Origin of the sequence: Yoonia litorea (assembly GCF_900114675.1) — a bacterium.
GTDB classification, from domain to species: domain Bacteria; phylum Pseudomonadota; class Alphaproteobacteria; order Rhodobacterales; family Rhodobacteraceae; genus Yoonia; species Yoonia litorea.
This window is the reverse complement of record NZ_FOZM01000001.1, coordinates 1,721,831-1,747,518: the sequence shown is the minus strand read 5'-3', so window position 1 is coordinate 1,747,518 and position 25,688 is coordinate 1,721,831. Positions and strand designations below refer to the sequence as shown.

Below are 25,688 nucleotides of genomic sequence, written 5' to 3'. Positions count from 1 at the left end.
GGGACCTGACCGAATTATGGTCACAACAAAAGAGAACCGACTGCGGCAGATCCTCGTATGTTTTCTCCCCCTCCGACAACGTCAGCCCCCGAAATGCAGGACGCAGATAAGGGTAAAGAGGCGGCGGGCGGTATCGGTATCGACGTCGGCTTTGCCTTCTAGCCGTTCCTGCAAGACCCGCGCACCTTCGTTGTGAATGCCACGACGGGCCATGTCGATCGTCTCGATCTGGCTCGGAGGCAATTTCTTGACCGCGTCGAAATAGCTTTCGCAGATCTGGAAATAATCCTTCACCACCTGGCGGAATGGACCAAGCGACAGGTGAAACTCGCCAGCGGGGTTGTCGTCTTCTTGCTTGATGTCAAAGACGAGGCGCTTTTCCTTGATCGCAAGCCCCAGTTTGTAAGGCCCCGCCGGCACCTCGCGCCCGTCGCGGGCGGGAATAGTGAAACTGTTGTCTTCCAGCAGATCAAACATCGCCACTTTGCGTTCCTGCTCGATCTCGGGTGTCGGTGGCGGCAGATTGCGGTCGTCGATTTCGATGTGAATGATCTTGGTCATGACTGACCTCCGTTCAGACGGTCCAGACGCGCAAGGACAGACAGGCCATGCGCCTCAAGGCTTTCGGACTGGGCAAGACGTGCTGCAGCAGGACCAATTGCGGCCAGCGCCTCCGGCGTCATGCGCGACAATGTGGTGCGTTTGATGAAATCCATGACAGACAGCCCGCTCGAAAACCGCGCCGACCGCGCCGTCGGCAGCACATGGTTCGGCCCGCCAATGTAGTCACCGATGGCTTCGGGTGTCCAACCCCCGATAAAGATCGCCCCCGCATGGGTGATCCTCTCTGACAAGGCCTCGGCGTCGCCTGTGCAAAGCTCAAGGTGCTCAGGCGCGATGCGGTCAGACAGGGCGACAGCCTCATCAAAATCGCGCACGGTAATCACCGCACCGAAATCGCGCCAACTGGCCCCGGCAATCGCCCGGCGTTCTAGCGTCTCAAGGCGCGCATCCACCGCGTCTGCCACCGCCTGTCCGAAGGCTGCATCATCCGTGATCAGGATCGACTGCGCACTTTCGTCGTGTTCAGCCTGAGACAGCAGATCAAGCGCGATCCAGTCAGGATCATTGTCCTTGTCCGCAATCACGAGGATCTCGGACGGACCCGCAATCATATCGATCCCGACCTTGCCGAAGACACGGCGCTTGGCGGCAGCCACAAAGGCATTGCCTGGGCCGGTGATCTTATCGACAGGGGCGATGGTCTCAGTCCCGTAGGCGAGGGCCGCAACAGCCTGCGCCCCACCGATGCGGTAGATTTCGTCAACACCTGCAATCTTTGCGGCAAGCAGCACCAGCGGGTTCGTCACCCCATCTGGCGTCGGCACGACAATGGCGAGCCGTCCGACGCCTGCCACCTTCGCAGGGATGGCATTCATCAAAACCGAGGACGGATAAGACGCCAGGCCACCAGGCACATAAAGGCCCGCGGCCGAAACAGGCGTCCAGCGCCAGCCGAGCTGCGCGCCGGTCTCATCGGTCCACATTGCATCGTCGGGCATCTGGCGCGCGTGATAGGCGCGGATACGATCCGCGGCCAGTTCGAGCGCGGCACGATCCGCGTCAGACACCTTGGCGCATTCAGCTGCAATCTCAGCTTCAGAGAAGCGCATGGTGGCGGCAGTCAGGTCGAGGCGATCAAATTTCGACGTCAGCTCAAGAACGGCCGCATCACCACGGTTGCGCACATCGGCAATAATCTCTGCCACGATATGATCGACGTCAGGGCTATCTTCGCGCTTTGCGCCCAAAAGGGCAACGAAACGGGCCTCGAAATCAGGATCAGTGGTGGCGAGGAACTGCGGCATTGTTGGTCACTCCTTAATGGGGAGGGACATAGCGGGCAGGGGGAAGGGGGGCAATGGGGCAGGTGATGTTGTCGCCATGCCACGACCGGGCAAGATCAACTGCGAGGAGGAGCACTACGTCCGGTGCAACAGCAATCAGTTTGCCAAGCAGTCATGCAGCATGAAATGGCCTGCCATCATCCTTGACTGCAAAGAGCAAACGAAACCGCCGCGCCGCCACGATGACAGGATTGGTTGCAAGCGGAAGAAAGTAAAGCTTTCACCGAAAATAGCGTCAACCGCGTGAAGTCAGCCCCCGTCAAGAACCCTTTCGCGGCCTACCTTACGTCAGGCTTTTCTTTTGCTTGTCACAGGTCATTTCTCGATCATAATGGGATTGTTTTTGGGTTTTCCGGCAGTTTTTGGGTGCCGCTCTCAACATGAGGAAATCTTTTAATGGACCGTAAGTCTGAATTCGCACCCGGCGATATGAGTCATTCAGATGCAATTTCGCTCTTTGGTGCATCCGGCCTTGCAATGGTCATTACAAATCCGCGTCTCGAAGATAATCCAATCATATATGTGAATAGCGCCTTCGAGGATCTCACAGGATATAAAGCCGCAATGGCCCTCGGTCGGAACTGCCGGTTCTTGCAAGGTGAGGGGGCGAGGAAGAAAGACGTCGATGCATTGCGCAAAGCAGTCTCTGCCGGCAAAGACATCAGTATGGTTTTGACCAATGAGCGCGCCAACGGCGAAGAATTCAGAAATGCGCTCTTGATTTCGCCTATTTTGGACGAAGAGACAGGCGAGCCGGAATATTTTGTGGGGCTGCAAAGCGAAGTGGCTGCAGGCGATCAGGGTAAAGTCGTTCTGGCGCTCGAGGACACGATTGCTGAAATCCAGCACCGCGTAAAAAACCATCTGGCGATGATACTTGGCCTGATCAGGATCAAGTCGCGAAAAATGTCCGAAGGTGAGGACCTGAAAGACATCGGGCGTCGGATCGAAAGTCTACAACTGCTCTACGAAGAAATGTCAGCCGCGGGCGCTGAAAAAAATGAAGATCAGATCCAGCTTGGGTCTTATCTCGGACGGGTTGGCAACGCGATTGCCCACCTCGACGGTCGGCCTGGGGTGCGGGTCAACATCGATGTCGAACCGATTATGATGCAGACTGATAACGCTGTTCGGATCGGACTTATCGTTTCAGAGGTGCTCACCAACGCAATGCAGCACGCCTTTGATGGTCAAAGCTCCGGTCTGGTCGAATTGATTGTCAGACAGACGGATGACGGCGGCCTGCGCGCAATCGTCTCTGACGATGGGATCGGAATTCCCGAAGGCACGGAGTGGCCTGACGAAGGTGGGCTCGGCGGACAGATTATCAGCGGGCTTTGTGCGGGTTTGAATGCAAGCCTCAACGTCGGACGGGGGGCTGTCGGCACCATCGTCACACTCGAAGTGCCGAACGCGCGGGCAACGCTCTAGCCGCAGCGCGCGGGCCCGATCGTGCGACGTCACGGCTATCTTCGCGCTTTGCGGCCAAAAGGGTAGCGAAACGGGCCTCGAAATCTGGATCAGTGGTTGCGAGGAACTGCGGCATTGATGGTCACGCCTTAAAGGGGAGGGACATAGCGGGCAGGGGGCAATGGCAAGTCTGCATCGCGATTGGAGAAAGGCGGCCCGTCTCCCCTCAAGCCGCGCGGGCGCGACCTCAAAGAGTGACAAGGCCGCGCTGTATCGCCAAAGCAAGTGCCTGTTCGGTGGTTTTTGCCTTCATCTTGAGTCTGGCCTGATGGATCAATCTGTGGGTTTCGAACTCGGTGAGCAACACCTCGTCAGCCACCTCCGAGACCGTCATGCCGTTCGCCATGAAAGCCAATATATCACGCTCTGCTACATTGAGCATTTGCCAGTTGGAACTGTAGGCCCATGCCTCAAAAACCTCTGCGCCGGGCGCGGTGATCCGTTCGGCCATCATTGCAGATACAACTGAGAAAGCGCGCGCGGTCCCCAGTCCGAACATGTCCTGTGGATCGTCCTTGCAACTCAGGGCAAGGCATACCCCAGTATCATCGTGAAACCAGCTGTGCGCGATGATGAACCGGTAGTCATAGGTCATCATGCCCGAAAACAGCGCCCCGCTGCGCGGTTCCCCGTCGCGGTGCCTGTCCTGCAATTGAACGTCGAAGTGTGCAGGTGCCCGTCCCGCCATCGCTGACGCAAGCACGCTATCGACTTCAAACATCGCCTGATCAGCATATTCTTCGAGCCACAGCGGATCCATTGTGCTTCGCATCCACTGGATGTTTTGGCCCGCAACACTGAAAGCACCTGCATTCAAAGCATTCGCGCCCAGTTGCCTGGCAATCCGGTTGGCGGTCCACCAAGCATCCTCGCTGGTTTGACCACTCGCAAGTGCGTCGGCGACATCAATCAGCAAGTTCGCGTAGCGTGTGTTTCCGTTCACGTGGTCAACCTTCCGCCTTCGGCCAAGGATGACGTAGGGCAGTTTGATATTCCAGCCAGAAAATCATGGAAACGCAAGTGACTTGTTGGCTGTCGCGAGAAACAGGTTTTCGCGCCTAGTCCTTGTGCCCTGGCACCTTGCCAGAGGGTGCCGCATAAGGCCGCGTGACGTCCCGTAGGATCACCTCAAGCGCCTCGACCTCCACGCCGATCACGCCGTCTCCGGCAAGGGTGAGTTCAACACGGCCAGTGCCGTCCTCTCCGGGGATAAAGGCCACAGACAGTAGCGAATAGACCATGTCAGGATCGCTTTTGTCCACGCCTTGCGACTGCACCTGCATCACATCCTCGATGGCCAGTACAGACTGCACCCGCTCTACCGCGCGGCCCCGCGCCTTGGCGCGCGCGACGTCCTCCCAGCGGAAACGGTTCAACAAAATTGCAAACCGGCGCGCCTTGCGGTCCCAGCGCATCTCCGTCGCCGGAAAAACCGCGTCCTGGGCAAGGGCGGCAAGCACCTGCAAATCCTCGCCATCCAGTGCCTTGAGGCGCAACGGCCCCTCGCGCCCATCCTCGAAGCGTGCATCTTCCGTCATTCCGACACCCGTTCGATCTGTGCACCAACCGCGCCGAGTTTGTCCTCGATATGCTCATAGCCGCGGTCAAGGTGATAAATCCGGCTGACAACCGTCTCCCCTTCGGCTGCCAGCCCCGCAAGGATCAGCGAAACCGAGGCCCGCAGATCGGTTGCCATCACGCGCGCGCCCTTGAGGCGTTCGACCCCGTGCACAGTGGCCACACCGCCATGCACGTCGATATTGGCACCCATGCGGATCAGCTCAGGCGCATGCATGAAGCGGTTCTCGAAAATACGCTCTTCCAGCACCGATGTGCCGTCAGCAGTGCAAAGCATCGCCATCATCTGCGCCTGCAAATCGGTCGGGAAACCGGGGAAGACCTCGGTCACGACATCGACCGCCTTGGGACGGTCGCCGCGCAGTTTGACCTTCAACCCCGCGTCAGTTTCGGACACATCGATTCCGGCAGCATCAAGCTTTTCGACAAAGGCCCCCACCAGATCAATGCGCCCGCCAAGGCATTCGATCTCGCCGCCTGCGAAAACGGGGGCAAGCATATAGGTCCCCAACTCGATCCGATCGGTCACGACCGGGTGGGTTGCGGCCCCCAGACGATCCACACCCTGCACCTCGATTGTGCTGGTTCCGTCGCCGGCAATCTGTGCACCCATGGCGCGCAGGCAGGTCGCCAGATCCACGATTTCAGGCTCGCGGGCCGCGTTTTCGATGACCGTTGTGCCCTTGGCCAGCGTGGCGGCCATCAACACGTTTTCGGTGGCACCCACCGAGGCAAAACGCAATGGCACCTTCGCGCCCTTGAGACCACCTTGCGCCTTTGCGTGCAGATAGCCGTCTTTCAGTTCGATCTCAGCCCCCATCGCCTCAAGCGCTGTGACATGAATGTCCATCGGCCGCGCACCAATCGCGCAGCCGCCGGGCAATGACACCTCGGCGTGGTGATGGCGGGCCAGCAACGGCCCCAGCACAAGGTTGGAGGCACGCATCTTGCGCACGATGTCATAGTCCGCCCGGGTCGATGTCATCGCATGGGACGACAGCACCTGCACCTTGCCATCCTGCAACGCCGTCACTTCAACACCAAGCGACTGCAACAGGGCGGTCATCGTCTTGATATCTGACAGGCGCGGCGCATTGGTCAGCGTCAGGGGTTCTTCCGACAAGAGCGTCGCCGGCATCAGCGTCAGTGCCGCGTTTTTTGCACCCGCAATCGGGATTTGCCCGCTGAGGGGTTTGCCACCTTTGACAACGATCGAATCCATGCCTGCCTACTCTTTCTTGTCTGCTGTCCCAGCGCGGGCACGGGCCTGTGCCTTGCGTTTGGCCATATTGGCCTTGAGCGCCGCCTTCAGCCGGTCTTCGCGGCTTTGCGATGGCTTTTTCGCCTTTTGCTTGGGGTCTTTCTCGCTCATGCAGGTGGTCTTATCAATCTGGGCAAAAACCGTCCAGAGAGGGCTTGCACCAAACCGCGATTGCGTCTAATTCCACGCCTCACGTGCTGTGGTAGCTCAGTGGTAGAGCACACCCTTGGTAAGGGTGAGGTCGAGAGTTCAATCCTCTCTCACAGCACCATCTTCCCTAAAACGATGACGTGATGGTCAGACTTGCGCCGAGGCTTTCGCGATCAAACCGGCTGACATTGCTGTCGGTGCGGTTGGCATCGATGCGGATGCCGGGGATGAAACCGGCGATACTGGCCTCTGGGAACCCAAGATTGACGTTGGCGAAGACTGTCTCGTCCTGCCGCCCGCCTGTCACAGGGTTCAGCAGGCGATATTCGGGATAATCCGCCCAGCGCACCCCACCGCCCAAGGCCACAGTCACATCGCCGAAAGGTTCGGCAAATCCGTAAGAGACGCTGAGGCTGTGATCATCAGACGTATAATTGCCGTTGTCACCGTCGCTGCCGACAAAGCGGTATGTGGTGCTGATCCGGTCGCCACTCTCCAGTCGATAGCTCACGGATGAGCCAAGGATGGTCCGCTTGACCTCACCGATGCCAGTGGCGTCATAGCGCAGCAACTCGCGCCCGGCGAAAACATCCACCGTCGTCCTGTCCGATACCGGATAGCGGTAGTCAACAAACAAACGTGTTGCGTCGTATTTCTCAAAGTCGGTTGTCTCGGCTGCCAGATCCAGATCGCGGTAGTCGAACTGACCGCGCGACAGGCTGATGCCCAAAAGCCCGTCTGCAAACAGGCGTTCATGCCGCAAGCGCGCTTCAATCGAATTGGTGTCGAACGCCTCATCAGGCACCGAGGTATCATCGGTCAAACGCACGCGCGAGGCTTGCAGCGAAAATCCAACCGTTGTGCGGCTCGTTTCATTTTGCTGCACGCGATAGTTGGCGCCGAACCCCAATGAGGCGCGCCAGCCGGCAAGGGCCAGTGCATCGTCTGACAGTCGGCCGTCAGGGTTGCCCGGTGCGCTTGAGATATCGGTCTCTGCACCGCCGTTCACGTTTGTCGACGGAGCAAGCGAAAAAGACAGTTGCACCTGTAAAGGGTTTCTTTGCGAAACCTGACGGCCATCCGCGATTGTCCGCGCACGTTCGGCGTCATAGGGTGCCGACAAAAGCGCGAGCCTCAGCCAGAATGCTGCAGTGGTGAACCTTTCCGCTTCCGCAGCGGCAAGCGCGGTCAGACGCGCAGCCTCATAGCGTTGCAAAGGGGTGTCAGACAGACGCCAGGCGCGGGCCCCTGTTTCAATCCCGCGTTCAGGGTTGTTCAGACGAGGTGCCGCCGCGGCGACGACAACAAGTGCCGCGCGATCATCAGGGCGCTGCGTCAGCACCGCTTCGGCAATCTGGGCCGCAACCGCAGTTTCACCCGCCAGCAGGGCCTGCGTCGCCACAGCCCCGGCCTGATCAATCGGGATATCGACAGTATCCTGCGCAAAGGCAGAAGCAGCGACCGCAGTAAAGCAGGCCGCCGCCGTGATTGTCTTGATGCATTGCATCATAGCGTTGGGTCACCCAATGGCCTAGTCGAGGGCCTCTGTTTCATCGAGAACGAAGATACCGTGCTCAACTTCCGCGCCAGTGCCAATAGGGGTAAAGATGGGTGCCCCGGTGTCTGGGTCGGTCCCGGTCTGTACGACGCCGAGGAAACCGGCCTCAAGTCTGACCAGACCCGCCACGGACGAGGCATCATCGCCACCGAAAAGACCGCCATAAGTGCCAACAGCCTCAAGCTCGGTCAACTCTGCTGTGCCAGTGAAGCTGCCGTCACCGGCGATGTCGCCCACAACAAGGACGATCTCCGGCAAATCAAGCGATGTCACATCATCAGGGACAAACGCGAGATCAGCACCATCCTCAAAGGATCGGTTGAAGATTTCGCCGTTGACCGCGCCTTCGGTAAAGTCGGCAAGGATGAATGCATCACCTGTGACAGCGTAGGATTCAATCGGCACGCCGTTCAGTGCACCGGGGGCGCCAGTACCGTTTGGTGCGCCAAAGTTGACGAGGCCCACGTATTCGCCACGGTAACGCACCAACCCACCGCTTGGGGCAGAATAGTCAATCTGGTTGGCAACCGCACCGCCGAAGAAGCGGTTGAACTGGCCACCGTCAGAGACCACGACCGCATTCACCGACCCATCGCTGGATTCACGTGCAAATCCACGGAAGAAACGGCTATCGCCACCGTCCTGGAAGGAATAGCTTTCATAGTCGAGGTCGTCGATCTCGCCACCGGCGTAAACGCCATAGACCTGTAGTTCCCGCACGCCACCGTCAAGCGAGACGCGCACCACAAGTGGCTCTGTTGCACCGGGCGAATAATTAGCCGCAAGGATGTCACCGACACCCACCTGACCGTTTTCGACAACCGGCTCAAGACCGATTGGCGTCTCATCAACCACGTCGCCGCCTTCAACCGGCCGCTGGTCACATGCGGCAACGGTGGCAAGAACGACGCCCAATCCCATCAATTTCTTCATTTAATGCTCCTTCTCGGAAATCTGCCCCTTTTGGACAGTAACCTCGCGGTCACCACATTTCATGTCAACAAAATACAGGCATTGCGGCGTATTGAGGGCCAAAGGTTGGTGGTTTTGTCACAGCCAGCCATTTCCTATAGTCGGCGCGACTCGTTTTTTTGTGGAGAGCCCATATGCCCATGACACCCGAACAGCAGGCCGAAATCGACGCACTGCGGAGCAACCCTCAACCCACGCTCCGCGCGGTCGCCGAAGGGATGGAGAAACACCTCTATACCGCCTACGACGTGCTCGACCACGGCTTCATCAGGGTGATCGACTATATGGGCGATGACGCCGCCATCTGTCAGGCCGCCCGCGTGTCCTACGGCAAGGGCACCAAATCGGTGCAGAACGACGAAGGGCTGATCCGCTATCTGATGCGCCACTGGCACTCGACCCCTTTCGAGATGTGCGAGATCAAGCTGCACGTCAAACTGCCCGTCTTTGTCGCACGGCAGTGGATCCGTCACCGCACCGCCAACGTCAATGAATACTCCGCCCGCTATTCGATCCTCGACCGTGAATTCTACATTCCGCAGGCCGAGCAACTCGCCGCCCAATCCGTGATCAACAATCAGGGCAGGGGAGAGGCGCTGACAGGCGAAGAAGCCGCCCGCGTGCTGGAATACCTCAAGGGCGACGCGGCGCGCTGCTATGACCACTATGAAGAGATGATCAGCCAGGACGACCAGCAGGGCCTTGCCCGCGAACTCGCCCGCATGAACCTGCCAGCCAACATCTACACGCAGTGGTACTGGAAGGTGGACCTGCACAACCTCTTCCACTTCCTGCGGTTGCGCGCCGATGCCCACGCACAATACGAAATCCGCGTCTATGCCGAGGAGATCTGCAAGGTCGTCGCCGACTGGGTGCCCGCGGCCTATGGCGCCTTCGAGGACTACCGCATGGGCGGCGCCACACTCTCGTCTAAGGCGATTGACTGCGTGCGGCGTATGCTTAAGGGTGAGGAGGTCACGCAGGAGACCTCAGGCATGAGCAAGGGGGAATGGCGGGAGTTTGAAGGGATTATTGGGTGAGAGCAGAGTTCTTTCCGAAGGAACTATACTGCAGGAATTTCAGATCATTAAATGAAGTGCGAGTTCCTTTGCGGCGACCGGACGGTCGCAAAGGAAGTGGTCTGAATCTCTTCATTGGGGAGAACGGTTCGGGCAAGACCTCTGCGATTCAACTTCTTAGTCTGGCATTCCAGTCGTTCTCAGCGGCTTCTAGAATTCGCCCCACTGATTTTTTCAATCTCGAGGAAAAGATTGCAGCAGAACTGGAATTCGACCGGTTCAAAGCCAGGTCGGGGTCACCATTCCTCTCCAAAGCACACTTTGAATGCACCGGAATTGAGTTCACTGCAGAGAGCCGGGATCGAAAACAACCAAATCGTTTGATTTCGGAGCCCTTCGCGGCGCGGACGCATTTTATTGTTGATGAAGATGCCTACAGAGAGCCAGACGGAACGCCAATTCTTGCGAAGGGCGAATACAAGAAATTTGATGCGCGGGATAAGTCTTTCGATCCGGCTAGAGTGTTTGAAGGCACTCTTCCAGTATGCTTTCTATTGGAACGTTCGCGAGCAAGACACATTGGACGAGGACAGTTCGCAACAACTCTTGACCGCATCACAAACGAGATTTCGTGGCGTTTCAGAAAGCAAATCAAAGACGTCGAGCAAGAAGACGACTACCAGAAGGTTCATGCGGCCTTTACGGACCAAACCATCAAGTCAATTCCAAAGGAATTTGGGCCGGAGTTGACCGATGCTCTCGCGCAACTTCTAGAGTTTCCGGTATCACTCAACCCACTAAGCTACAGTTCACCATTCGATAATCTCCATTTCGCAACTACGTCCGACAACGCTGCTGAAAGACTGCCTGTCGAAATGCTTGGCTCAGGCGTAGAGATGATAATTGCGCTGCAGCTACAGTGCTACTTGGCGGAACATGCAAAGGAACCGTTGATCCTTCTCATTGATGAGCCTGAAATGCATCTCCACCCAAGATTGCAAACCAAACTTGCGAAATTCTTTTTCGAAAAATCCGCCAACCACCAGATAATTTTGACCTCACATTCCCCCTATATCGTCAGAGACGTCGGTTCGGATGCAAGTGTTGTTCAATTCGCTCTCAAGGAAGGAAAGAGCGAAGTAACTCCAATGTCCGGCCTTAAGACGAAACTGCGGCATGGCCTGACTGTGAACGAGGTCAACTTCTTGGTCTTTGGGATGCCAAGCGTGGAATACCTTGATGAACTTTGGGGTTCTGCAATGCTTCAGTTTGAGGCAGAGAGAGTGCGGCAACTCGACGAAGTTTTGGTCAAGAACGGTTTGTCCTATCGTGAGAACTGGAGGCGTTCAGATGGGAATGACTACGCTGTGACTCTTCCCCATTTTGTTCGCAACTCGGTCCATCACCCTGAGAACAAACATAATAGACCTATCAATGATCAGGATGTGTATTCCGCGATTGAGGGTTTGAGATCGGTTCTTTGATATCGTGAACTCGCCCGAGCTTGCTCGGGCAGCGCCCGGACCTCCCCCACGGGGAGGGCGCTTTTGCAACGGCTCAAACAGAACAACCGTCACCCGTGACGCACCCACATCAAAAACCACCGACGGAAGTGCGCCCACCCCGAGGTCCGGGCGCTGCCCTTCCGTTGCACACAACTTCCGCGCCCCCCGGGGCTCCGCCCGTCGTGACCTGAAACTGTCCACTGGACAGTTTCCGAGACGGTCACGACCCCCTCGGCCCGGGCGCTGCCCTTCCGTTGCGCGCTGAAGCAACCACGGTGCGATCTTCAAAAGGGGCTTCCGCTCGCCCGAAACCCGCGCCCTTTGGGCTCCGCCCGTTCGGGCCTCAAACGATCCCCCGGATCGTTTGCAAGACGGCCCTCACCCCCACAGAGAGGGCGCTCCCGCAACGCCTCAATCAGAGCAACCGTCACCCATGACGAACCACATGCGCATCGCATTGAGGTCTCAGCGCCATCACCGAGGTCCAGGCGCTGCTCTTCCGTTGCACACAACTCCCGCACCCCGGGGCTCCGCCCGCCGTGACCTGAAACTGTCCACTGGACAGTTTCCGAGACGGTCACGACCCCCTCGGTCCGGGCGCTGCCCTTTCGCTGCGCGTTGATGCAGCCACGGTGCGATCTTCAAAAGGGCTCCCGCTCACATGAAACACCCGCCCCCGTGCGCTCCGCCCGTTTGCGCCCAAAACCATCCATCCGATGGTCTCCAGAACGGTACGATCCCCCTGATCGTCTTCAAGTCGGTCCTCACACCCGAACGAATAACACCTCTGGCCCGCCAACCGGTGTGCCACCCGTCGCAACCAGCAACGGCCCAACGGTCAGTTCGCCGGTGCCGTCACGCCCACTCACACACCGTCCTGCCAACCCTGCGCACCACCGCACCAACCGTCTTGAACCCCAACATAGCCCGCAGGTGTTACAAAAACGTCAACGCAGCTCTGCCGTTTACCTGTTCTTTACAAAGCCGGGCGTACGTTGCGTTCACACCCTGCGCGCCGCCGGTGTGTCTGCGCAGTTTGTGTACAGCCTGTGTACGGCGGGTGCACCGCCGGTGTACGCCCGGTGCCCCGTGATTGCAGGCGTTAACCGGTGATTCCCGGCTCGCGCCGTCGCAGGCCGTGCCGCCCGTTGCGTCAGGTCGCTGGTGACCTGCGGCCCGACCTGCGCTAGCCTGTGCACAGACCCGACAGAAGGAGCTGTCATTTGCACCGCAGTCCCCCCTCGCTGATATCTGCTCTGCCACCGTGGCGCGATGGGCATCCGCGATCTGTGGTAGCTCCGGTTTTTCCCGAGATGTCAAAGGTTTGGCGCATCTTTCCACCCCCTGAAACACAGCGCCAATGAGTGATCCACTCGCCATGCTTGAGGCGCGCCTTGCCGCGCTTGATGCCGAGGATGCCGCAGGGGCCGCAGGGCAGAAAACGGTGGAGCTTGACCAGCAGGCGGTGGGGCGGCTGTCGCGGATGGATGCGTTGCAAAATCAGGCCATGGCGCAGGCGCAAGCCCGCAGGCGCGCGGCAGAGCGGCAGAAAATCCACGCTGCCCTGGCCAGGATCGCGTCAGGGGACTACGGCTACTGCATTGATTGTGCTGAAGAAATCGCGCCTGCGCGACTGGCGGCTGACCCGGCGATTGCGCTTTGCACCGACTGTATGCGCAGCCGCTGATCGCCCAAAGAATGCCTCAGAGTTTTCGCTTTATGATCCAGATCGCAGGCGCATACTGGCGCTGACATCACCCGACCGGAGCCACCCCCCGTGATCTTTCTACGCGCCTTTCCGTTTTCCTTTTCGATCCTCTGGCGCTACGCCATCGCGCTGCCTGCGCTGATCCTTTCACTCGTGGCATTTGGTGTGATCGCAGTGGTGCTGGTCCTTGTGGCCAGTGTGCTCTCGCCTTTTGCAGGTGCGTTGATCATCGTGGCTTTCAGCGTCGGCGCGAGTGTCGTGCCGTTGATGGTCGGGTTGCGGGTAGGTCTGCAAGCGCACCATATCAAACCGCGCCGCAGCTACCTTGGCCTGATTGCGCCGGCCATCGGATACGGCTTCTTCGAGGCTGTGGTGATCCTTATTTTACTGGCCCTCGGGGCCGGTCTCTTTGTGCTTGTCAGCCCGCTGGATCTGGCGGGGCTGATGATGCTGGGGGCCGAAAGCGGCGACGCCTTATTTACGGAACTGACGGCAATCAACGCCGCTGTGACCTGGGGCGTGACAGCCGCGGTCGCGCTGATCGCGATGGCGCTGCGCGCGGCACTTCTGGTGCCGCTGGCCGGGGCCTCGATCGGCGCCGATCCCACCGGACGCCCGCATACGCCGTTCTATGGCTTTGGCAGTGGCTTTGGCGCGGTCTTTGCGCTTGTTGTCGTCTCTCAATTGGGGCTGATCATGGTCGTTCCGCTGGTGTTCTCGGTCATGGCCATCTTCGGCATGGGAGAGGCCGCGATGCTGCAGTTGGCGTCGATTGCAACAATGGATGACTGGGCTGATCTGGCGAATTTGGGAACGGAGGCTGCGATTTTCGTGGCAGCGTCACTCTTCGCGACGCTCTTCTTCTTCAGCCTGCAATGTGCGGGTGCAGTGCTTGTCTTTGTTCGGAAAATGGCCGTCGTTGGTGCCCGCCAGCAGGCCTTTGACAGCGCCATGCAAGAGCGCGAAGAGGAGTTGCAGACTGCGAAGGTGCCGCAGTCTGATACCGACCTTCTTGCGCTGGTGCGCAGCCGGATGCCTGAGAAAAAATACGACACCTGACGTATAGGCTAGTCCGGTGTCGTGAACCATGCTGGGTGGTCTAGCTTGCCTTTGCGATGTTGCCGGCCATCTTGCGGCCGTCGCGCCCCTCAATCAGATCGAAGGTGACTTTCTCGTTGTCGGCAAGGCCGGTCAATCCGGACTGTTCTACTGCTGAAATATGCACGAATATATCGCTGCCGCCTGTGTCGGGTGCGATAAATCCGTAACCCTTTGTCGTATTAAACCACTTTACGGTGCCAGTGGGCATTTCCGTTCTCCTTTGTATTCAAGGCTAATTCCGCGTGCGCTCGCGCGCCCGCTGCCTTGGCCGCTAGCATTGTCTCTTTTATGTAAATTGCAAATGACATACGCATTGTCAGCGAGAATTGGCAGAAGGTTGCACAATTAGGAGGCGAAATGCGATTTTTTGGGCTGAAATCATGCGACACCTGTCGCAAAGCACGCAAAGCACTGGAAACCGCGGGTTACGCACCTGACGTGGTTGATGTCAGGGCGGATGGTCTTTCTGATGAGGACATTGAGGCAATTGTCGCAGCGTTTGGGGATCAAGCGATCAATCGCGCGTCAACGACCTGGCGCGGCCTTTCAGATGAGCAAAAAGAACAGGATGCGGCAAGCCTTTTGCGCGCACACCCGACGTTGATGAAAAGGCCGGTGATTGTGACGGATGCAGGAATGACGATTGGTTGGAAAGCTGACGTTCAGCAAAGATACCTTGGAAGCTGACGACAAAGCGCCTATCTCGAAACCAGCAAAAAAGGAGCAGTACGATGCGCAACGCCGCAGGTTTACTTGGTATCATTGGCGGGTTGATCGGGATTCTCGTCGGTCTGGTGGGATACGGATACGCTGAAGTCTCCGAACGCCACGCGGAATTGGGGGAGCTTTTCGGACTGCTCGATAATCCCGGATTTGTCCGCTTTGCTAGCTTCAGCGCGCCGCTTCTGGCGATTGCAGGCGGTGCCATGGCCAAGTCGCGCGCCCTTTGGGGTGGCATCCTGATGCTGATCAGCTGCTTTTTCTTTTACGCGGCCTTCGGCTTTAACGTCGGAACCATGTTCCCGATTGGGTTTGTCGGGCTTGGCGGGCTGCTGGCTATTGCTGCAGGACGGCCTGATGAGCCGAAGGCGCATTTCTGAAGAGAACGCGGTCAATTGAAAGCGCGCCTGCGCCTTTGAACACAAGAACGCTCAGTCCCAAAATCCAGAAAGCGCGTTGATCCAAGATCAGCGCGTCTGATGCGCCGTCAAACCATGCGCCGAAGGTCTCGATGTGTGCGATACCGCCGTGACCGTAAAGATCGGTTAGGGATTGCACGACGACAAAGCCAATCATGCCCAGTGCGGCAAGCCGTGTGAAAAGGCCAATTACCAGCAGAAGCGGCAGGACGAATTCGGCGATTGTCCCAGCGACAACGACCGCCCAATGGAAAATGCCCAGTTGCGACACGTCGTAGCCGACCGCCTCCATCGCCTTGGGGAAAATTTGCGCGTAAGCGCCGAGAGACGGGTTGAAAATACCGAACACGCCGTCACCGACCTTCGTCAGGCCTGAATTCCAGAAATACATCAAAAGGACGCCAGCAAAGATAATCCGCGCCAGAAGCGGCAGGACCTCATCTCCGGCACGGTTAAGCGGGCGAGCGAGGTTGGCAAAAGGGAGAGAGGTCATTGAACAGGTGCCTTTCAGTAGATTGCGGTCACAGCGCCTTGCGCGAGCAAAAGCCCCAGCACAGCCCCGAGATCGAGGGTGTCATCACCGGCGGCCAGCGCCTGACCGAGAGATTGCCCTTTCTTGAGCGTTTCGACGCAGGCGGCGCCAGCCGCGTTGATCAGATGGTATTGCGGGTCAAAACCGGCCCGCGTAATGACGACTGATTGCGGTTGCATGACCGGCTTGGGGGCGTCAGCCTCGACGTTTGCACGGTAGATCGCGTGAATGGGAAAGTCGGACATCACTGTTTGAACGGCTGGCGCGATACCGAGCCTGACGCTCATCAAGGCATCAGCCGCGATTGCGCCGAGCGCTTCGGGTGCGACCGGGGTCGCATCCTCGGCGTGGTAGGCCTGACGCATCGCCAGTTCCATTCTTGCGATGTCTGGAAGGTAGCGGAACTTTTTTGTTGGCTGAAAGCGTCCGATGAACTGCGGCATCGCTTCGCCGTAAAACATCATCAGGGGCGATTTTGGGGGGTGCGTGCGCAGGTAAACGCCAGCCATTGCGCGAAAGAATTCATCGCCCAGCAGTTTGCTCATCACAGGGAAGGCCGCTTCGAGCGCATCTGAAAGGCTCACGGCGACATTGTTGCGATAGACGTCGAACCGCTTTGTTGCAGGGGCACCATCGGGATTGATGATCCCATGCGGCACGGTCGCGGCAGGATCGAGCATTGCATGCCTGAAGGCGGTCTGTGTCACAGTCATCATTGCACCACCACTGACAGCGCCTGATCTGCTTTTTCGATCTCGGCATAGAGGATCTGCCAGTCAGGGACATCCGTGTCCCATTCAATCAGAAGCGGTTTTGGGCCGGACCTTTGAAGGGTGTAGTCCAGCAATGACCAGACAGGATCAACCACCTCGCGGCCATGGCTGTCGATCAGCAGGGGCGCGCCGGTTTCGTCCTCGTCCTCATCATGGCCGCCAAGGTGGATTTCCCCAACGGCTTCAAGCGGGAAGTTGTCGATATAGTCCTGTGGCGAGGTTTTGAGGTTCGTGGCACTCACAAAGACGTTGTTCACGTCCAGCAGCAGCCCGCAGCCTGTGCGTTGGGCAATCTCGCGCAGGAAGTCGGTCTCTGACATTTCGCTTTCAGTAAAGGCCAGATAGCTTGACGGGTTTTCAAGCAGCATCTGGCGGCCAAGCACCTCCTGGACCCGATCAATGTGCGCGGCGACGCGCTTGAGGGTTTTCGCTGTATAGGGCAGGGGCAGCAGGTCGTTGAAGAAATGGCTGTCGTGCGTGGACCACGCCAAATGTTCGGAAAAACTGGCGGGGTTGAGCCAGCCGATCAGATGTTTCAGACGGGCAAGATGATCTTTGTCCAGATCGCCTTCGCCCCCAATGGAAAGACCCACGCCGTGGACCGAAATGGGGAAGCGTTCGGCCAGATGACGCAACTGGGCAATGGGACGTCCGCCACCCCCCATGTAATTCTCTGCATGGATTTCCAGCCAGCCGAGGGCTGCGGGCTGGTCCATGATAGCCGCATAGTGCTGCGGCTTGTATCCGACGCCGGGGCGCGCTGGCAGAGAGGATGAAGGTGTCGCGTCTAGCATGGGTCTGTCCCTTGGGGGGTGTTGGTGCAGGGCGGCACCGGGGCCGCCCTGAACGAGAACTTGGCTTATGCAGGCAGGTCGCGATCAAGCGCTTCCAGCGAGCCCATGCGCTCTGTGCCGTCCGCCATCACGGGCAGTTCGATATCGCCGCAAGTGCCGGCAGGGACCAGCGTCCATGCGTTGCCCTGATAGTCGACGGTAGATGTGCCTGCGCATGTTGTGCCCGGACCTGCTGCGCAGTCGTTCTCACCGGCCAGCGATACGCCGTAGCATTTTTCGTTTTCTTGTGCGGTTGCGTTGCCTGCAATACCGGCCACTGCTGATGCAACGGCGGTTGCCAGAACGATTGTCTTGGTTGTGTTGGACATGTGAAATTCCTTTGGTTTGGATCAGAATAAGATGGTCACCGGACTTGGCGATGCCCAAACCGTAACCGCCGTATACCGCTGTCGACCATTCACAGGGCCGTGCATGACGCTGCCGTGAGGTCAGGTGAAAAATGCTGCGCTGCGACAGGCCGCCGCAGGCGATAAAACCCTTGAAAAACAACAAACCCGCCGAAGGGTGCTCCGGCGGGTTTGTTACAGCTTGATTATGCTGAATGTTACAAAAGGTCGGGTGGTGTCGCGGCCCCGCCCAGTTCTGCAACAATTTCCGCGAGAGATGTTACAGAGATTTTGTTCTCTCCCAGACGGCGGGCAGTCACGGTCTTTTCCTCAACCTCGCGCGCACCGAGTGCCAGAATGACAGGAACCTTGCCAACCGAGTGTTCGCGGACCTTGAAGTTGATCTTCTCGTTGCGCAGATCGACCTCGGCGCGGACGCCAGCCTTCTTGAGCGCATCAACCACTTCCAATGCGTAGTCATCGGCATCCGACACGATGGTGGCGACAACTACCTGGCGCGGGGCCAGCCAGAAGGGCAGCTTGCCTGCATGTTCCTCGATCAGGATGCCGATGAAGCGTTCGAATGAACCAAGCGTCGCGCGGTGGAGCATGACCGGCCGATGTTTGGCGCCATCTTCCCCGATATAGGTCGCGTCGAGGCGCTCAGGCAGGACAAAATCGACTTGGAGCGTGCCACATTGCCAGTCGCGTCCAATGGCGTCAGTCAAGACGAATTCGAGCTTCGGACCATAGAAGGCGCCTTCGCCCGGGTTCAACTCCGGTTCGATGCCGGCGGCACGGGTTGCTGCCAGCAATGCAGCCTCGGATTTGTCCCAGACCTCATCTGAACCAGCTCGGGTTTCGGGGCGATCAGAGAATTTTACCTTGAAGCTCTCAAAGCCGAGGTGGCTGTAGATCTCGCTGAGGAAGCGGATGAATTCCGCTGTCTCTTCTTCAATCTGACTCTCGCGACAAAAGATATGCGCGTCATCCTGCGTGAAGCCACGCACGCGCATAATGCCGTGCAGCGCGCCGGACGGCTCATACCGGTTGCACGACCCGAATTCGGCCATGCGCAGCGGCAGATCGCGATAGGACTTCAGGCCCTGATTGAAGATCTGCACGTGGCAGGGGCAGTTCATGGGCTTGAGCGCATTGACGGCCTTTTCGCGTGCGTGTTCCTCGTCCACTTCGACGATGAACATATGCTCCTGATACTTTTCCCAGTGGCCCGAGGCCTCCCACAGCTTGCGGTCGACGACCTGCGGTGTGTTGACCTCCACATAGCCGCCTTTGCGCTGCTGGCGGCGCATGTAATCCTGAAGTTGGGTGTAGACCGTCCAGCCGTTAGGGTGCCAAAAGACCTGACCGGGTGCCTCTTCCTGCATATGAAACAGGTCCATCTCGCGACCCAGCTTGCGGTGGTCGCGCTTGGCGGCCTCTTCCAGCATGTTCAGGTGGGCGCGCAGACCTTCTTTGTTGGTGAAGGCGCAGCCGTAGATACGCTGCAACATGGCGCGATCGCTGTCGCCACGCCAATAGGCGCCGGCGATGGACATCAGCTTGAAACCATCGGCAGGGACCTGACCAGTGTGCTGCAGGTGCGGCCCGCGGCAGAGGTCCTGCCAGTCGCCATGCCAATACATGCGAAGCGGCTCGTCGCCGGGGATGCTTTCGATCAATTCCACCTTATAGGGCTCGCCACGGTCCTTGTAATACTGGATCGCGCGGTCACGGTCCCAGACCTCGGTGCGCACCTCGTCGCGGGCGTTGATGATCTCTTTCATCTTTTTTTCGATGATAGCCAGATCTTCGGGTGTGAATGGCTCTGCACGGTCAAAGTCGTAATACCAGCCGTCCTTGATGACAGGACCGATTGTGACTTGGGTCTCAGGCCAGATTTCCTGCACAGCACGCGCCATGATGTGCGCCAGATCGTGACGGACAAGCTCAAGCGCAGGTTCCTCGTCCTTCATTGTGTTGATCGCGATCGTCGCGTCAGCGTTGATCGGCCACTGCAGGTCCCAGTGCTGACCATCGACAGTGGCAGAAATGGCTTTCTTGCGCAGGCTTGTCGAAATATCGGCAGCCACATCGCCAGGGGTCACGCCAGCGTCATACTGTCGTGCATTGCCATCAGGAAAGGTTAGGGAAATCTGAGCCATATCGGCAGTCTCCTCGTCGGTTTGGCGCCCACGGAACGCCCGGTTGCGGGTTATGTGTGCGCGCTGAATGCCTTTGCCGGAAGGCGAGGTCAAGTGATATGCGCTGCGCTCATCATTTGTATGCAGAGATATACGTTGACTGCGACACAGTAGCGGCTAAATACGACTTAGTTTCCGATGTGAAACCTATATCTAGGGGATAACCAATGCCGCGCTACAACCGCTCTTTTGATCTGAGTATTGCCGATGTCGACATGATCGAAGAGGCGTTGCGTGCACGCGGACGGGAACTGTCGCGGATGCGGTTGGCGTTGTCAGAGGAAAACCCTGCACATCTGGAATCGATCCGGGTGATCGAACAGGACCAGCGTGAGAACGAAGAACTGCTGGGCCGGTTGCATGACCAGAAGATTTTCTACCGCCCACAGGCAGCTGTTTACGTCGGCGGCTGATCCGGGCCACACTGGGAAACCTCAGGCTAAAATCCTACTTCGTTACGACGGTTTAGCTGACTTGCAGCTTGTTGAGCCATGTGGTGCTGTGGCGCCATGACAGAATCTGCACAAACCCCGTCATTTGTATCGCCCGAGGGGCGACGCATCGCGTTTCATCTGACCGAAGGTGTTGGCCCCGCGGTTGTTTTCCTGGGCGGCTTCAAGTCCGACATGGAAGGCACCAAAGCCATCCATCTCGAGGCATGGGCGAAATCCGCTGGTCGGGCCTTCCTGCGCTTTGATTACTCAGGACACGGTGAAAGCGGAGAGGTGTTCACCGACGGGGCAATTGGAGACTGGTTTGAGGATGCTTGCGCTGCAATTGCGCTGATTGATGGACCCGTGGTTCTGGTTGGCTCAAGCATGGGGGGGTGGATATCCCTTCTTGTTAGCCGCGCCATGCCGGAAAAGGTCGCGGGGCTCGTCACGATTGCGGCCGCGCCTGACTTTACCGAGGACAGCATGTGGGCCGGATTTGATGAGGCGCAGAAAGCTGAGCTGGCGAAAGGTCAGGTCGCACTGCCATCAGATTACGGTGAACCCTACATCATCACACGTCGCTTGATCGAGGAAGGACGCCAGCGTCTTGTGCTGCGCGATCCCTTGCCTTTGCCTTTCTCTGTGCGGTTTTTGCAAGGCACAGCGGATGCTGATGTCGAGATGTCGGTTGCATTGCGATTGCTTGCACATGCCGAAGGAGGCGACATGCGTCTGACCCTTGTGGATGGCGCCGACCACAGGTTCTCGGACGATGACTGTCTTGCCCTTATTGTCACATCCGTCGAAGAAGTCCTCGCCCGCGCGGGCTGACGTTACGTTTTACTTTGGCGGTGCGATTTCTCCTGACTAGGGTGCTGCAAATCCTTGGGAGGGGACAGGTTCATGGCTTTATCGGTAGGACAAAAAGCAGGCTGGGGCCTTGCTGATATGGGCATCGTTGTTTTTGTGGTCGTCAAGCAACTCTTGGTACTGGCCTACCTGACGGCGTTTTTGGGTGTCCCGGTAGGCATCGCGGGGTTTGTGACCACTGCGGTCCTGATCTTTGATATGATCACTGACCCGCTGATCGGGTATCTCTCTGACAAGACCAGGACGCGGTTTGGCCGGCGCGCGCCGTGGATGTTCATCGGCGTTCTGGTGATGTCGGTCGGGATGGTCGGGCTGTTTTCTGTGCCTGAGGGGATGGGAATGTCTGCGAACGTGGCTTGGGTCATCGCAGGCTTCGGTGTGGCCACCATTGGTTTTACGATGGTTGCGATCCCTTATGGCGCGCAGGCTGGCGAGATCACGCAAGATCCCAAGGAAAGGTCGGCCATGACAGGTTGGCGGATGGCCTTTGCCAGCGTCGGTATCCTGATCGGCGGGGCGGTGATCCCCGGGCTGGCCGGAAGCATGGGGTATGCGATGGCGGCTCTGGCCGTTTCGCCCTTGATGATCGGTGCTGTGTGGTTCTCGCTGTGGTCCGTGCGCAAAGCACCACGCATTGAGACACCCGTCACGGTCAGTTTCAAGGGTATCCTCGGTTTGGTGCTGAGCAACCGTGCCTTTATGGTGTTGGTGGTACTTTACGGTGTAATGACACTTGCAATTGCGATGATCACAGCCGGGCTTCCCTTCGCGGCACTATACCTGATTGTTGATAGTGGCGACACGATGCTGTCCGGTGCTGCATCCGCGCTGACCACACTCAGTCTTATGTTTGCGGCCTTTGTGGTCGGCTCGATCCTCAGTCAGGCGTTCTGGGTGCTGCTTTCGAACCGGCTTGGCAAGGTAGGTGCGTTGATTGTCGGGCTCTTGCTCTATATCGCGCTGCTTTATGCGCTTTACAGTGCGTTGCCGTCTGTCAATGTCACCGCCATCGCGGGTATGTTTGTGCTGGCTGGGATGACCAATGGCGCTTACCAGCAGATCCCCTGGGCGATGTATCCTGATCTGATGGACGTCACACGCCGTGAAAGCGGTGCCGCGATCGAGGGTGCATTCTCAGCTGTGTGGCTCTTTGGACAGAAACTTGCAAACGCGGTCGCGCCCGCGATTTTGGGGCTTACATTGGCGGCGGCCGGGTGGCTTGAGACGACAGATGGCACAATCGCGCAGTCCGACGGGGCCATTGCGACCCTGCAGATGGCTATCACGTTGATCCCGGCAGCGATCCTGTTCGTGGCGGTGCTTGGCCTTGCATTCATCTACCGTCCGATGGCGGCCCGCGCCCTTGCCTGATCTCGACACCCTCGATGCCGAACTGGCCGCGGCTGAGGCGCAGGTTCCAAACCTGCGGCAAGGCTGTGAAAAGCGTGTGATCTGGGCTGGCGCGCGGGGTCAGAAAACAAAGTTTGCTGTCCTCTTCATCCACGGCTTTTCTGCATCACCGGAAGAAATACGGCCGTTGCCTGACAAGGTGGCCAATGCGCTTGGTGCGAACTTGCATTTTACGCGCCTCACAGGTCACGGGCAGGACGGTGACGCAATGGCGACTGCATCACCACAAGCCTGGCTCGATGATGTCTCAGAGGCCTTGCAGATTGCACATCTGATCGGTGAGAAGGTTATCGTCATCGGCTGCTCTACCGGCTGCACGCTTGCAACGATTGCACTGGCAAGGGGCGCAAAGGTGAACGCGATGGTCCATGTTTCACCCAATTTCGGTCTGACTCACCGCTTGGCACAGACCATTCTGGATTTGCCAGCATCCGAGAAATGCTCGCATTTGGTGGTGGGGCGCGAGCGCAGCTTTAATGTGCTCAACGAAGCGCACGCGGCGTATTGGACGGTGCGTTATCCGACCAAGGCGGTGCATACGATGGCTGCGACCGTCAGAGAGGCCATGCGCGCAGACCTCGGGGTGATCAAAACTCCGGCGCTTTTTTGCTATAACGACGCTGATCAGGTTGTCTCCGCAAAGCGGACGCGAAAGGCCATTGCCAAATGGGGCGCTGCGACGGCCAGCTACAAGTTCCACCAGACACCCGACGATGACCAGATGGGGCATATCATGGCGGGTGATATCTTTTCGCCAAAGCAGACCGACGGCGCGGTTGCAGCAATTCTGTCGTGGCTGGAAGGGCTTAACATGTAAAGTGCCTTGCATTTCCGATGGCGCGCGCTTGATTATTGTGGTGAACCGCTGAGCAACGCCAAGAAGAAGAGGCAACCAGACATGTCGCGCGAAACCCTCGTGATGCTGCCGCCAGTTTTGTGTGATGCACGGGTATTCTTCCCGCAGATCGAGGCATTGTCGCGCGATCATGCGGTGATGGTGGCACCAACGGACTGTGGCGAGCGGATGGAAGAGATCGCAAGTCAGATCCTCAGCTGGACGCCCTCAAAATTTTCGCTGTTGGGGGTTGGCTTCGGTGGCATGGTCGCGATGGAGATCATGCGCCGTGCGCCTGAGCGGATCACGCGCATCGCCCTTGTCAGCACGACGCCGCAACCGGATTCGCCTGAACGCGCAGCGGCAAGGGAAGAACAGATCATCGCAGCCAAGTCAGGGCGTTGGGATGACGTGTTGCAACACGAGATCAACTCCACATGGATGGGACCGTCTACTGACAAAGCGGCGCTTGTTCAAAAAATGACCCAGATGGGTCAGGATGTCGGGCCGGATGCATACATCAAGCAAGCACGTGCGATGCAGCGCAGGCGCGACCAACAAGATGTCTTGCGCAAGATTGCGCAACCTGCCGTGGTGATCTGTGGCAGCCACGATGGCCAGTACCACATCAAGCGCCATCAGTTTCTTGCGGAGCTGATCCCCAACGCGTCACTCGAGGTCATTGAGGGGGCAGGGTATCTGCCCACACTTGAACGACCAGAGGCGACCACCGATGCATTGCACCGGTGGATCAGAATGCCACTCGTTTTGCGGTGATTACTTGAGGTTGACGACGTTGGACTGTGCGTCAGACGGCGCATCAGCATTCGCATCAATAAAGTCCAGAACGAGCGGGCGAATGTTGTTCCGCCAGCTTTTGCCAGCAAAAATGCCATAGTGCCCTGCGCCAGGTTCAAGATGCGCGGCCTTTTTGTCGTCAGGCAGCCCAGTCAGCAGATCCAATGCTGCAAGGCACTGACCGGGCGCCGAGATATCGTCGTCTTCACCTTCGACAATTTTGACGGCAACCGTTGTGACCTTGCTGAAATCAACCTTATGGCCCGCAACGACAAAGTCGTTCTGTGCGATTTCGCGCCCTTTGAAGATGCGTTCGACCGTTGAGAGATAGAACTCCGCCGTCATATCCATGACTGCCAGATATTCATCATAGAAATCATTGTGGCGGTCATGCTCTGAGGCTTCGCCTTTTGCGACGCGGATAATCTCATCGCGGAAGGCATTGGTATGCATTTCAGCATTCATCGAGATGAAGGAGGCAAGCTGCAGCAGGCCGGGATAGACCATCCGGCCGACGCCGGCATATTTGAAGCCGACACGCTGGATCATGGTTTCTTCCAACTGGCCCATCGTGACCGAGCGGCCGAAGTCGGTGACTTCTGTATGATTTGCTTCGGGATCGACCGGTCCGCCGATCAATGTCAGCGAACGCGGCTGCGCTTTCGGATCAAGCTCCGCCAGATAGGCTGTCGCTGCCAGTGCGAGAGGCACAGGCTGGCAGACTGCGATGACGTGGATGTCGGGGCCGACAGCCCGCATGAAATCCATCAAATAAAGGGTGTAATCCTCGATATCGAACTTGCCGGCGCTGACGGGGATATCGCGCGCGTTGTGCCAGTCGGTGACGTATACATCCGCATCAGGCAAGAGGCTGATCACGGTCTTGCGCAGCAGAGTCGCGTAGTGTCCTGACATGGGAGCAACCAGCATCACGCGGCGTTTGCTGGGCTTGCGGCCAGGCATTGTGAAATGGATCAGATCGCCGAAAGGCTTTTCGACAACCGTTTCGATGACGACGGGGTAATCCTTGCCTTTCGGGCCGGCGACGGGCGGAATATTCCAGTCTGGTTTGACGATCATCCGCTCGAATGTGCGCTCGGTCACTTCGCCCCAGGCCTTCAGCCAGTCGATCGCCGGATTTGCGCCCCACGACATGATCGGATAAGAGGCATATGCGCGCGCTGTCGCCCCGAGCCACTGATTGGTGTTTCGCATGGTTTCCATCAGGTCGTAAGTCATCATGTACTTCATATTGTCGATCTCCGATGGTAAGGCGCGCAAAAA

Annotated in this window: 27 protein-coding genes and 1 tRNA gene; 13 read left to right on the top strand and 15 right to left on the bottom strand. The window is 58.1% G+C overall.

Translation table 11 applies throughout. The annotated features are described in order from the left end of the window. Nucleotides 1-81 precede the first annotated feature (81 nt). Together BM316_RS08960 and hisD are read right to left on the bottom strand one after the other, a co-directional pair. Nucleotides 82-561 carry a UPF0262 family protein gene (locus BM316_RS08960; protein WP_090206661.1) on the bottom strand — a complete coding sequence of 160 codons (480 nt, stop codon included), beginning with the start codon at nt 559-561 and terminating at the stop codon, nt 82-84. Continuing rightward, nucleotides 558-1,868 carry a histidinol dehydrogenase gene (gene hisD / locus BM316_RS08955; protein ID WP_090206658.1) on the bottom strand — a complete coding sequence of 437 codons (1,311 nt, stop codon included), beginning with the start codon at nt 1,866-1,868 and terminating at the stop codon, nt 558-560. Before hisD ends, BM316_RS08960 begins: the two co-directional genes overlap by 4 nt. Nucleotides 1,869-2,303: 435 nt before the next feature. On the opposite strand from hisD, the gene BM316_RS08945 reads away from it, so the two are divergent. Beyond that, nucleotides 2,304-3,338, top strand: a complete 1,035-nt coding sequence (locus tag BM316_RS08945) for a sensor histidine kinase (RefSeq protein WP_090206652.1) — start codon at nt 2,304-2,306, stop codon at nt 3,336-3,338. Nucleotides 3,339-3,564: 226 nt separating this feature from the next. Here the strand turns inward: BM316_RS08945 and BM316_RS08940 are convergent, their stop codons facing one another. The 4 genes from BM316_RS08940 to BM316_RS16705 form a co-directional block, all read right to left on the bottom strand. Beyond that, nucleotides 3,565-4,320, bottom strand: a complete 756-nt coding sequence (locus tag BM316_RS08940; RefSeq protein WP_090206649.1) for a helix-turn-helix transcriptional regulator — start codon at nt 4,318-4,320, stop codon at nt 3,565-3,567. Between the two features lie 115 nt (nt 4,321-4,435). After that, nucleotides 4,436-4,915: a DUF2948 family protein gene (locus BM316_RS08935; RefSeq protein ID WP_090206646.1), complete on the bottom strand. Its 480-nt coding sequence runs from the start codon at nt 4,913-4,915 to the stop codon at nt 4,436-4,438. Further along, a complete protein-coding gene (gene murA / locus BM316_RS08930; RefSeq protein WP_090206643.1) occupies nt 4,912-6,177 on the bottom strand; it encodes a UDP-N-acetylglucosamine 1-carboxyvinyltransferase in 1,266 nt (421 codons plus the stop codon). The genes BM316_RS08935 and murA overlap by 4 nt, the downstream gene beginning before the upstream one ends. A 6-nt stretch (nt 6,178-6,183) precedes the next feature. After that, nucleotides 6,184-6,327, bottom strand: coding sequence for a hypothetical protein (locus tag BM316_RS16705; protein ID WP_165606561.1), 144 nt, complete (start codon nt 6,325-6,327; stop codon nt 6,184-6,186). Between the two features lie 85 nt (nt 6,328-6,412). Between BM316_RS16705 and BM316_RS08925 the strand changes: the two genes are divergently transcribed. After that, nucleotides 6,413-6,487: transfer RNA gene (locus BM316_RS08925), tRNA-Thr, on the top strand. 6 nt (nt 6,488-6,493) lie between these two features. On the opposite strand, the gene BM316_RS08920 is transcribed toward BM316_RS08925, so the two are convergent. Then, nucleotides 6,494-7,876, bottom strand: coding sequence for a hypothetical protein (locus BM316_RS08920; RefSeq protein ID WP_242649800.1), 1,383 nt, complete (start codon nt 7,874-7,876; stop codon nt 6,494-6,496). 21 nt (nt 7,877-7,897) lie between these two features. After that, complete coding sequence (locus BM316_RS08915; protein ID WP_090206640.1) at nt 7,898-8,857, bottom strand: hypothetical protein; 960 nt, start codon at nt 8,855-8,857, stop codon at nt 7,898-7,900. A 173-nt stretch (nt 8,858-9,030) separates the two neighbouring features. On the opposite strand from BM316_RS08915, the gene thyX reads away from it, so the two are divergent. The 4 genes from thyX (at nt 9,031) to BM316_RS08895 (ending at nt 14,187) form a co-directional block, all read left to right on the top strand. After that, nucleotides 9,031-9,936 carry an FAD-dependent thymidylate synthase gene (gene thyX, locus BM316_RS08910; RefSeq protein ID WP_090206637.1) on the top strand — a complete coding sequence of 302 codons (906 nt, stop codon included), beginning with the start codon at nt 9,031-9,033 and terminating at the stop codon, nt 9,934-9,936. Further along, nucleotides 9,933-11,399, top strand: coding sequence for an ATP-dependent nuclease (locus tag BM316_RS08905; protein WP_090206634.1), 1,467 nt, complete (start codon nt 9,933-9,935; stop codon nt 11,397-11,399). Before thyX ends, BM316_RS08905 begins: the two co-directional genes overlap by 4 nt. A gap of 1,381 nt (nt 11,400-12,780) precedes the next feature. Next, complete coding sequence (locus BM316_RS08900) at nt 12,781-13,107, top strand: TraR/DksA family transcriptional regulator (protein ID WP_090206631.1); 327 nt, start codon at nt 12,781-12,783, stop codon at nt 13,105-13,107. Between the two features lie 90 nt (nt 13,108-13,197). Then, nucleotides 13,198-14,187, top strand: coding sequence for a hypothetical protein (locus tag BM316_RS08895; RefSeq protein ID WP_090206628.1), 990 nt, complete (start codon nt 13,198-13,200; stop codon nt 14,185-14,187). 40 nt (nt 14,188-14,227) lie between these two features. On the opposite strand, the gene BM316_RS08890 is transcribed toward BM316_RS08895, so the two are convergent. Next, nucleotides 14,228-14,437: a cold-shock protein gene (locus BM316_RS08890; protein WP_090206625.1), complete on the bottom strand. Its 210-nt coding sequence runs from the start codon at nt 14,435-14,437 to the stop codon at nt 14,228-14,230. A 149-nt stretch (nt 14,438-14,586) separates the two neighbouring features. On the opposite strand from BM316_RS08890, the gene BM316_RS08885 reads away from it, so the two are divergent. Beyond that, nucleotides 14,587-14,916: an arsenate reductase family protein gene (locus BM316_RS08885; RefSeq protein WP_090206622.1), complete on the top strand. Its 330-nt coding sequence runs from the start codon at nt 14,587-14,589 to the stop codon at nt 14,914-14,916. A 44-nt stretch (nt 14,917-14,960) separates the two neighbouring features. Further along, on the top strand, nt 14,961-15,329 hold the full coding sequence (locus tag BM316_RS08880; protein ID WP_090206619.1) for a hypothetical protein: 369 nt from the start codon (nt 14,961-14,963) through the stop codon (nt 15,327-15,329). Here BM316_RS08880 and BM316_RS08875 read toward each other — a convergent pair. The 5 genes from BM316_RS08875 to thrS form a co-directional block, all read right to left on the bottom strand. Continuing rightward, nucleotides 15,286-15,861 carry a DoxX family protein gene (locus BM316_RS08875; RefSeq protein WP_090206617.1) on the bottom strand — a complete coding sequence of 192 codons (576 nt, stop codon included), beginning with the start codon at nt 15,859-15,861 and terminating at the stop codon, nt 15,286-15,288. The two genes, BM316_RS08880 and BM316_RS08875, sit on opposite strands and share 44 nt — an antisense overlap. Nucleotides 15,862-15,875: 14 nt before the next feature. Continuing rightward, nucleotides 15,876-16,616, bottom strand: coding sequence for an HvfC/BufC N-terminal domain-containing protein (locus BM316_RS08870; RefSeq protein ID WP_311135662.1), 741 nt, complete (start codon nt 16,614-16,616; stop codon nt 15,876-15,878). Continuing rightward, nucleotides 16,613-17,467: an MNIO family bufferin maturase gene (gene bufB / locus BM316_RS08865; RefSeq protein WP_090206615.1), complete on the bottom strand. Its 855-nt coding sequence runs from the start codon at nt 17,465-17,467 to the stop codon at nt 16,613-16,615. The genes BM316_RS08870 and bufB overlap by 4 nt, the downstream gene beginning before the upstream one ends. 65 nt (nt 17,468-17,532) lie before the next feature. After that, the gene (locus tag BM316_RS08860) at nt 17,533-17,835 is read right to left on the bottom strand and encodes a BufA1 family periplasmic bufferin-type metallophore (protein WP_090206612.1); all 303 of its coding nucleotides are present in this window, start codon (nt 17,833-17,835) and stop codon (nt 17,533-17,535) included. Nucleotides 17,836-18,071: 236 nt separating this feature from the next. Further along, nucleotides 18,072-20,018, bottom strand: coding sequence for a threonine--tRNA ligase (gene thrS / locus BM316_RS08855; RefSeq protein ID WP_090207800.1), 1,947 nt, complete (start codon nt 20,016-20,018; stop codon nt 18,072-18,074). A gap of 206 nt (nt 20,019-20,224) precedes the next feature. On the opposite strand from thrS, the gene BM316_RS08850 reads away from it, so the two are divergent. The 5 genes from BM316_RS08850 to BM316_RS08830 all read left to right on the top strand — a co-directional run bounded on the left by BM316_RS08850 (nt 20,225) and on the right by BM316_RS08830 (nt 24,383). Further along, a complete protein-coding gene (locus tag BM316_RS08850) occupies nt 20,225-20,470 on the top strand; it encodes a hypothetical protein (RefSeq protein ID WP_090206610.1) in 246 nt (81 codons plus the stop codon). Nucleotides 20,471-20,566: 96 nt separating this feature from the next. After that, complete coding sequence (locus BM316_RS08845; RefSeq protein WP_090206607.1) at nt 20,567-21,322, top strand: alpha/beta hydrolase; 756 nt, start codon at nt 20,567-20,569, stop codon at nt 21,320-21,322. A 72-nt stretch (nt 21,323-21,394) separates the two neighbouring features. Beyond that, the gene (locus BM316_RS08840; protein WP_090206604.1) at nt 21,395-22,732 is read left to right on the top strand and encodes an MFS transporter; all 1,338 of its coding nucleotides are present in this window, start codon (nt 21,395-21,397) and stop codon (nt 22,730-22,732) included. Beyond that, the gene (locus BM316_RS08835; protein ID WP_165606560.1) at nt 22,725-23,588 is read left to right on the top strand and encodes an alpha/beta hydrolase; all 864 of its coding nucleotides are present in this window, start codon (nt 22,725-22,727) and stop codon (nt 23,586-23,588) included. The genes BM316_RS08840 and BM316_RS08835 overlap by 8 nt, the downstream gene beginning before the upstream one ends. A gap of 81 nt (nt 23,589-23,669) precedes the next feature. Continuing rightward, nucleotides 23,670-24,383, top strand: coding sequence for an alpha/beta fold hydrolase (locus BM316_RS08830; RefSeq protein ID WP_090207796.1), 714 nt, complete (start codon nt 23,670-23,672; stop codon nt 24,381-24,383). Here BM316_RS08830 and phaZ read toward each other — a convergent pair whose 3' ends face one another. Further along, a complete protein-coding gene (phaZ, locus tag BM316_RS08825) occupies nt 24,384-25,655 on the bottom strand; it encodes a polyhydroxyalkanoate depolymerase (protein ID WP_090207794.1) in 1,272 nt (423 codons plus the stop codon). It abuts the gene before it with no gap. Nucleotides 25,656-25,688 lie beyond the last annotated feature (33 nt).

What these genes read in the sequence shown, in the direction of transcription:
- BM316_RS08840 (WP_090206604.1), top strand. Translation starts at nt 21,395, where the DNA reads ATGGCTTTATCGGTAGGACAAAAAGCAGGCTGGGGCCTTGCTGATATG.
- BM316_RS08880 (WP_090206619.1), top strand. Translation starts at nt 14,961, where the DNA reads ATGCGCAACGCCGCAGGTTTACTTGGTATCATTGGCGGGTTGATCGGG.
- BM316_RS08915 (WP_090206640.1), bottom strand. Translation starts at nt 8,857, where the DNA reads ATGAAGAAATTGATGGGATTGGGCGTCGTTCTTGCCACCGTTGCCGCA.
- BM316_RS08890 (WP_090206625.1), bottom strand. Translation starts at nt 14,437, where the DNA reads ATGCCCACTGGCACCGTAAAGTGGTTTAATACGACAAAGGGTTACGGA.
- hisD (WP_090206658.1), bottom strand. Translation starts at nt 1,868, where the DNA reads ATGCCGCAGTTCCTCGCCACCACTGATCCTGATTTCGAGGCCCGTTTC.
- BM316_RS08945 (WP_090206652.1), top strand. Translation starts at nt 2,304, where the DNA reads ATGGACCGTAAGTCTGAATTCGCACCCGGCGATATGAGTCATTCAGAT.
- BM316_RS08860 (WP_090206612.1), bottom strand. Translation starts at nt 17,835, where the DNA reads ATGTCCAACACAACCAAGACAATCGTTCTGGCAACCGCCGTTGCATCA.
- BM316_RS08845 (WP_090206607.1), top strand. Translation starts at nt 20,567, where the DNA reads ATGACAGAATCTGCACAAACCCCGTCATTTGTATCGCCCGAGGGGCGA.
- BM316_RS08900 (WP_090206631.1), top strand. Translation starts at nt 12,781, where the DNA reads ATGAGTGATCCACTCGCCATGCTTGAGGCGCGCCTTGCCGCGCTTGAT.
- BM316_RS08935 (WP_090206646.1), bottom strand. Translation starts at nt 4,915, where the DNA reads ATGACGGAAGATGCACGCTTCGAGGATGGGCGCGAGGGGCCGTTGCGC.
- bufB (WP_090206615.1), bottom strand. Translation starts at nt 17,467, where the DNA reads ATGCTAGACGCGACACCTTCATCCTCTCTGCCAGCGCGCCCCGGCGTC.
- thyX (WP_090206637.1), top strand. Translation starts at nt 9,031, where the DNA reads ATGCCCATGACACCCGAACAGCAGGCCGAAATCGACGCACTGCGGAGC.
- BM316_RS08885 (WP_090206622.1), top strand. Translation starts at nt 14,587, where the DNA reads ATGCGATTTTTTGGGCTGAAATCATGCGACACCTGTCGCAAAGCACGC.
- BM316_RS08960 (WP_090206661.1), bottom strand. Translation starts at nt 561, where the DNA reads ATGACCAAGATCATTCACATCGAAATCGACGACCGCAATCTGCCGCCA.
- murA (WP_090206643.1), bottom strand. Translation starts at nt 6,177, where the DNA reads ATGGATTCGATCGTTGTCAAAGGTGGCAAACCCCTCAGCGGGCAAATC.
- phaZ (WP_090207794.1), bottom strand. Translation starts at nt 25,655, where the DNA reads ATGAAGTACATGATGACTTACGACCTGATGGAAACCATGCGAAACACC.
- BM316_RS08920 (WP_242649800.1), bottom strand. Translation starts at nt 7,876, where the DNA reads ATGATGCAATGCATCAAGACAATCACGGCGGCGGCCTGCTTTACTGCG.
- BM316_RS08830 (WP_090207796.1), top strand. Translation starts at nt 23,670, where the DNA reads ATGTCGCGCGAAACCCTCGTGATGCTGCCGCCAGTTTTGTGTGATGCA.
- BM316_RS08875 (WP_090206617.1), bottom strand. Translation starts at nt 15,861, where the DNA reads ATGACCTCTCTCCCTTTTGCCAACCTCGCTCGCCCGCTTAACCGTGCC.
- BM316_RS08870 (WP_311135662.1), bottom strand. Translation starts at nt 16,616, where the DNA reads ATGATGACTGTGACACAGACCGCCTTCAGGCATGCAATGCTCGATCCT.
- thrS (WP_090207800.1), bottom strand. Translation starts at nt 20,018, where the DNA reads ATGGCTCAGATTTCCCTAACCTTTCCTGATGGCAATGCACGACAGTAT.
- BM316_RS16705 (WP_165606561.1), bottom strand. Translation starts at nt 6,327, where the DNA reads ATGAGCGAGAAAGACCCCAAGCAAAAGGCGAAAAAGCCATCGCAAAGC.
- BM316_RS08850 (WP_090206610.1), top strand. Translation starts at nt 20,225, where the DNA reads ATGCCGCGCTACAACCGCTCTTTTGATCTGAGTATTGCCGATGTCGAC.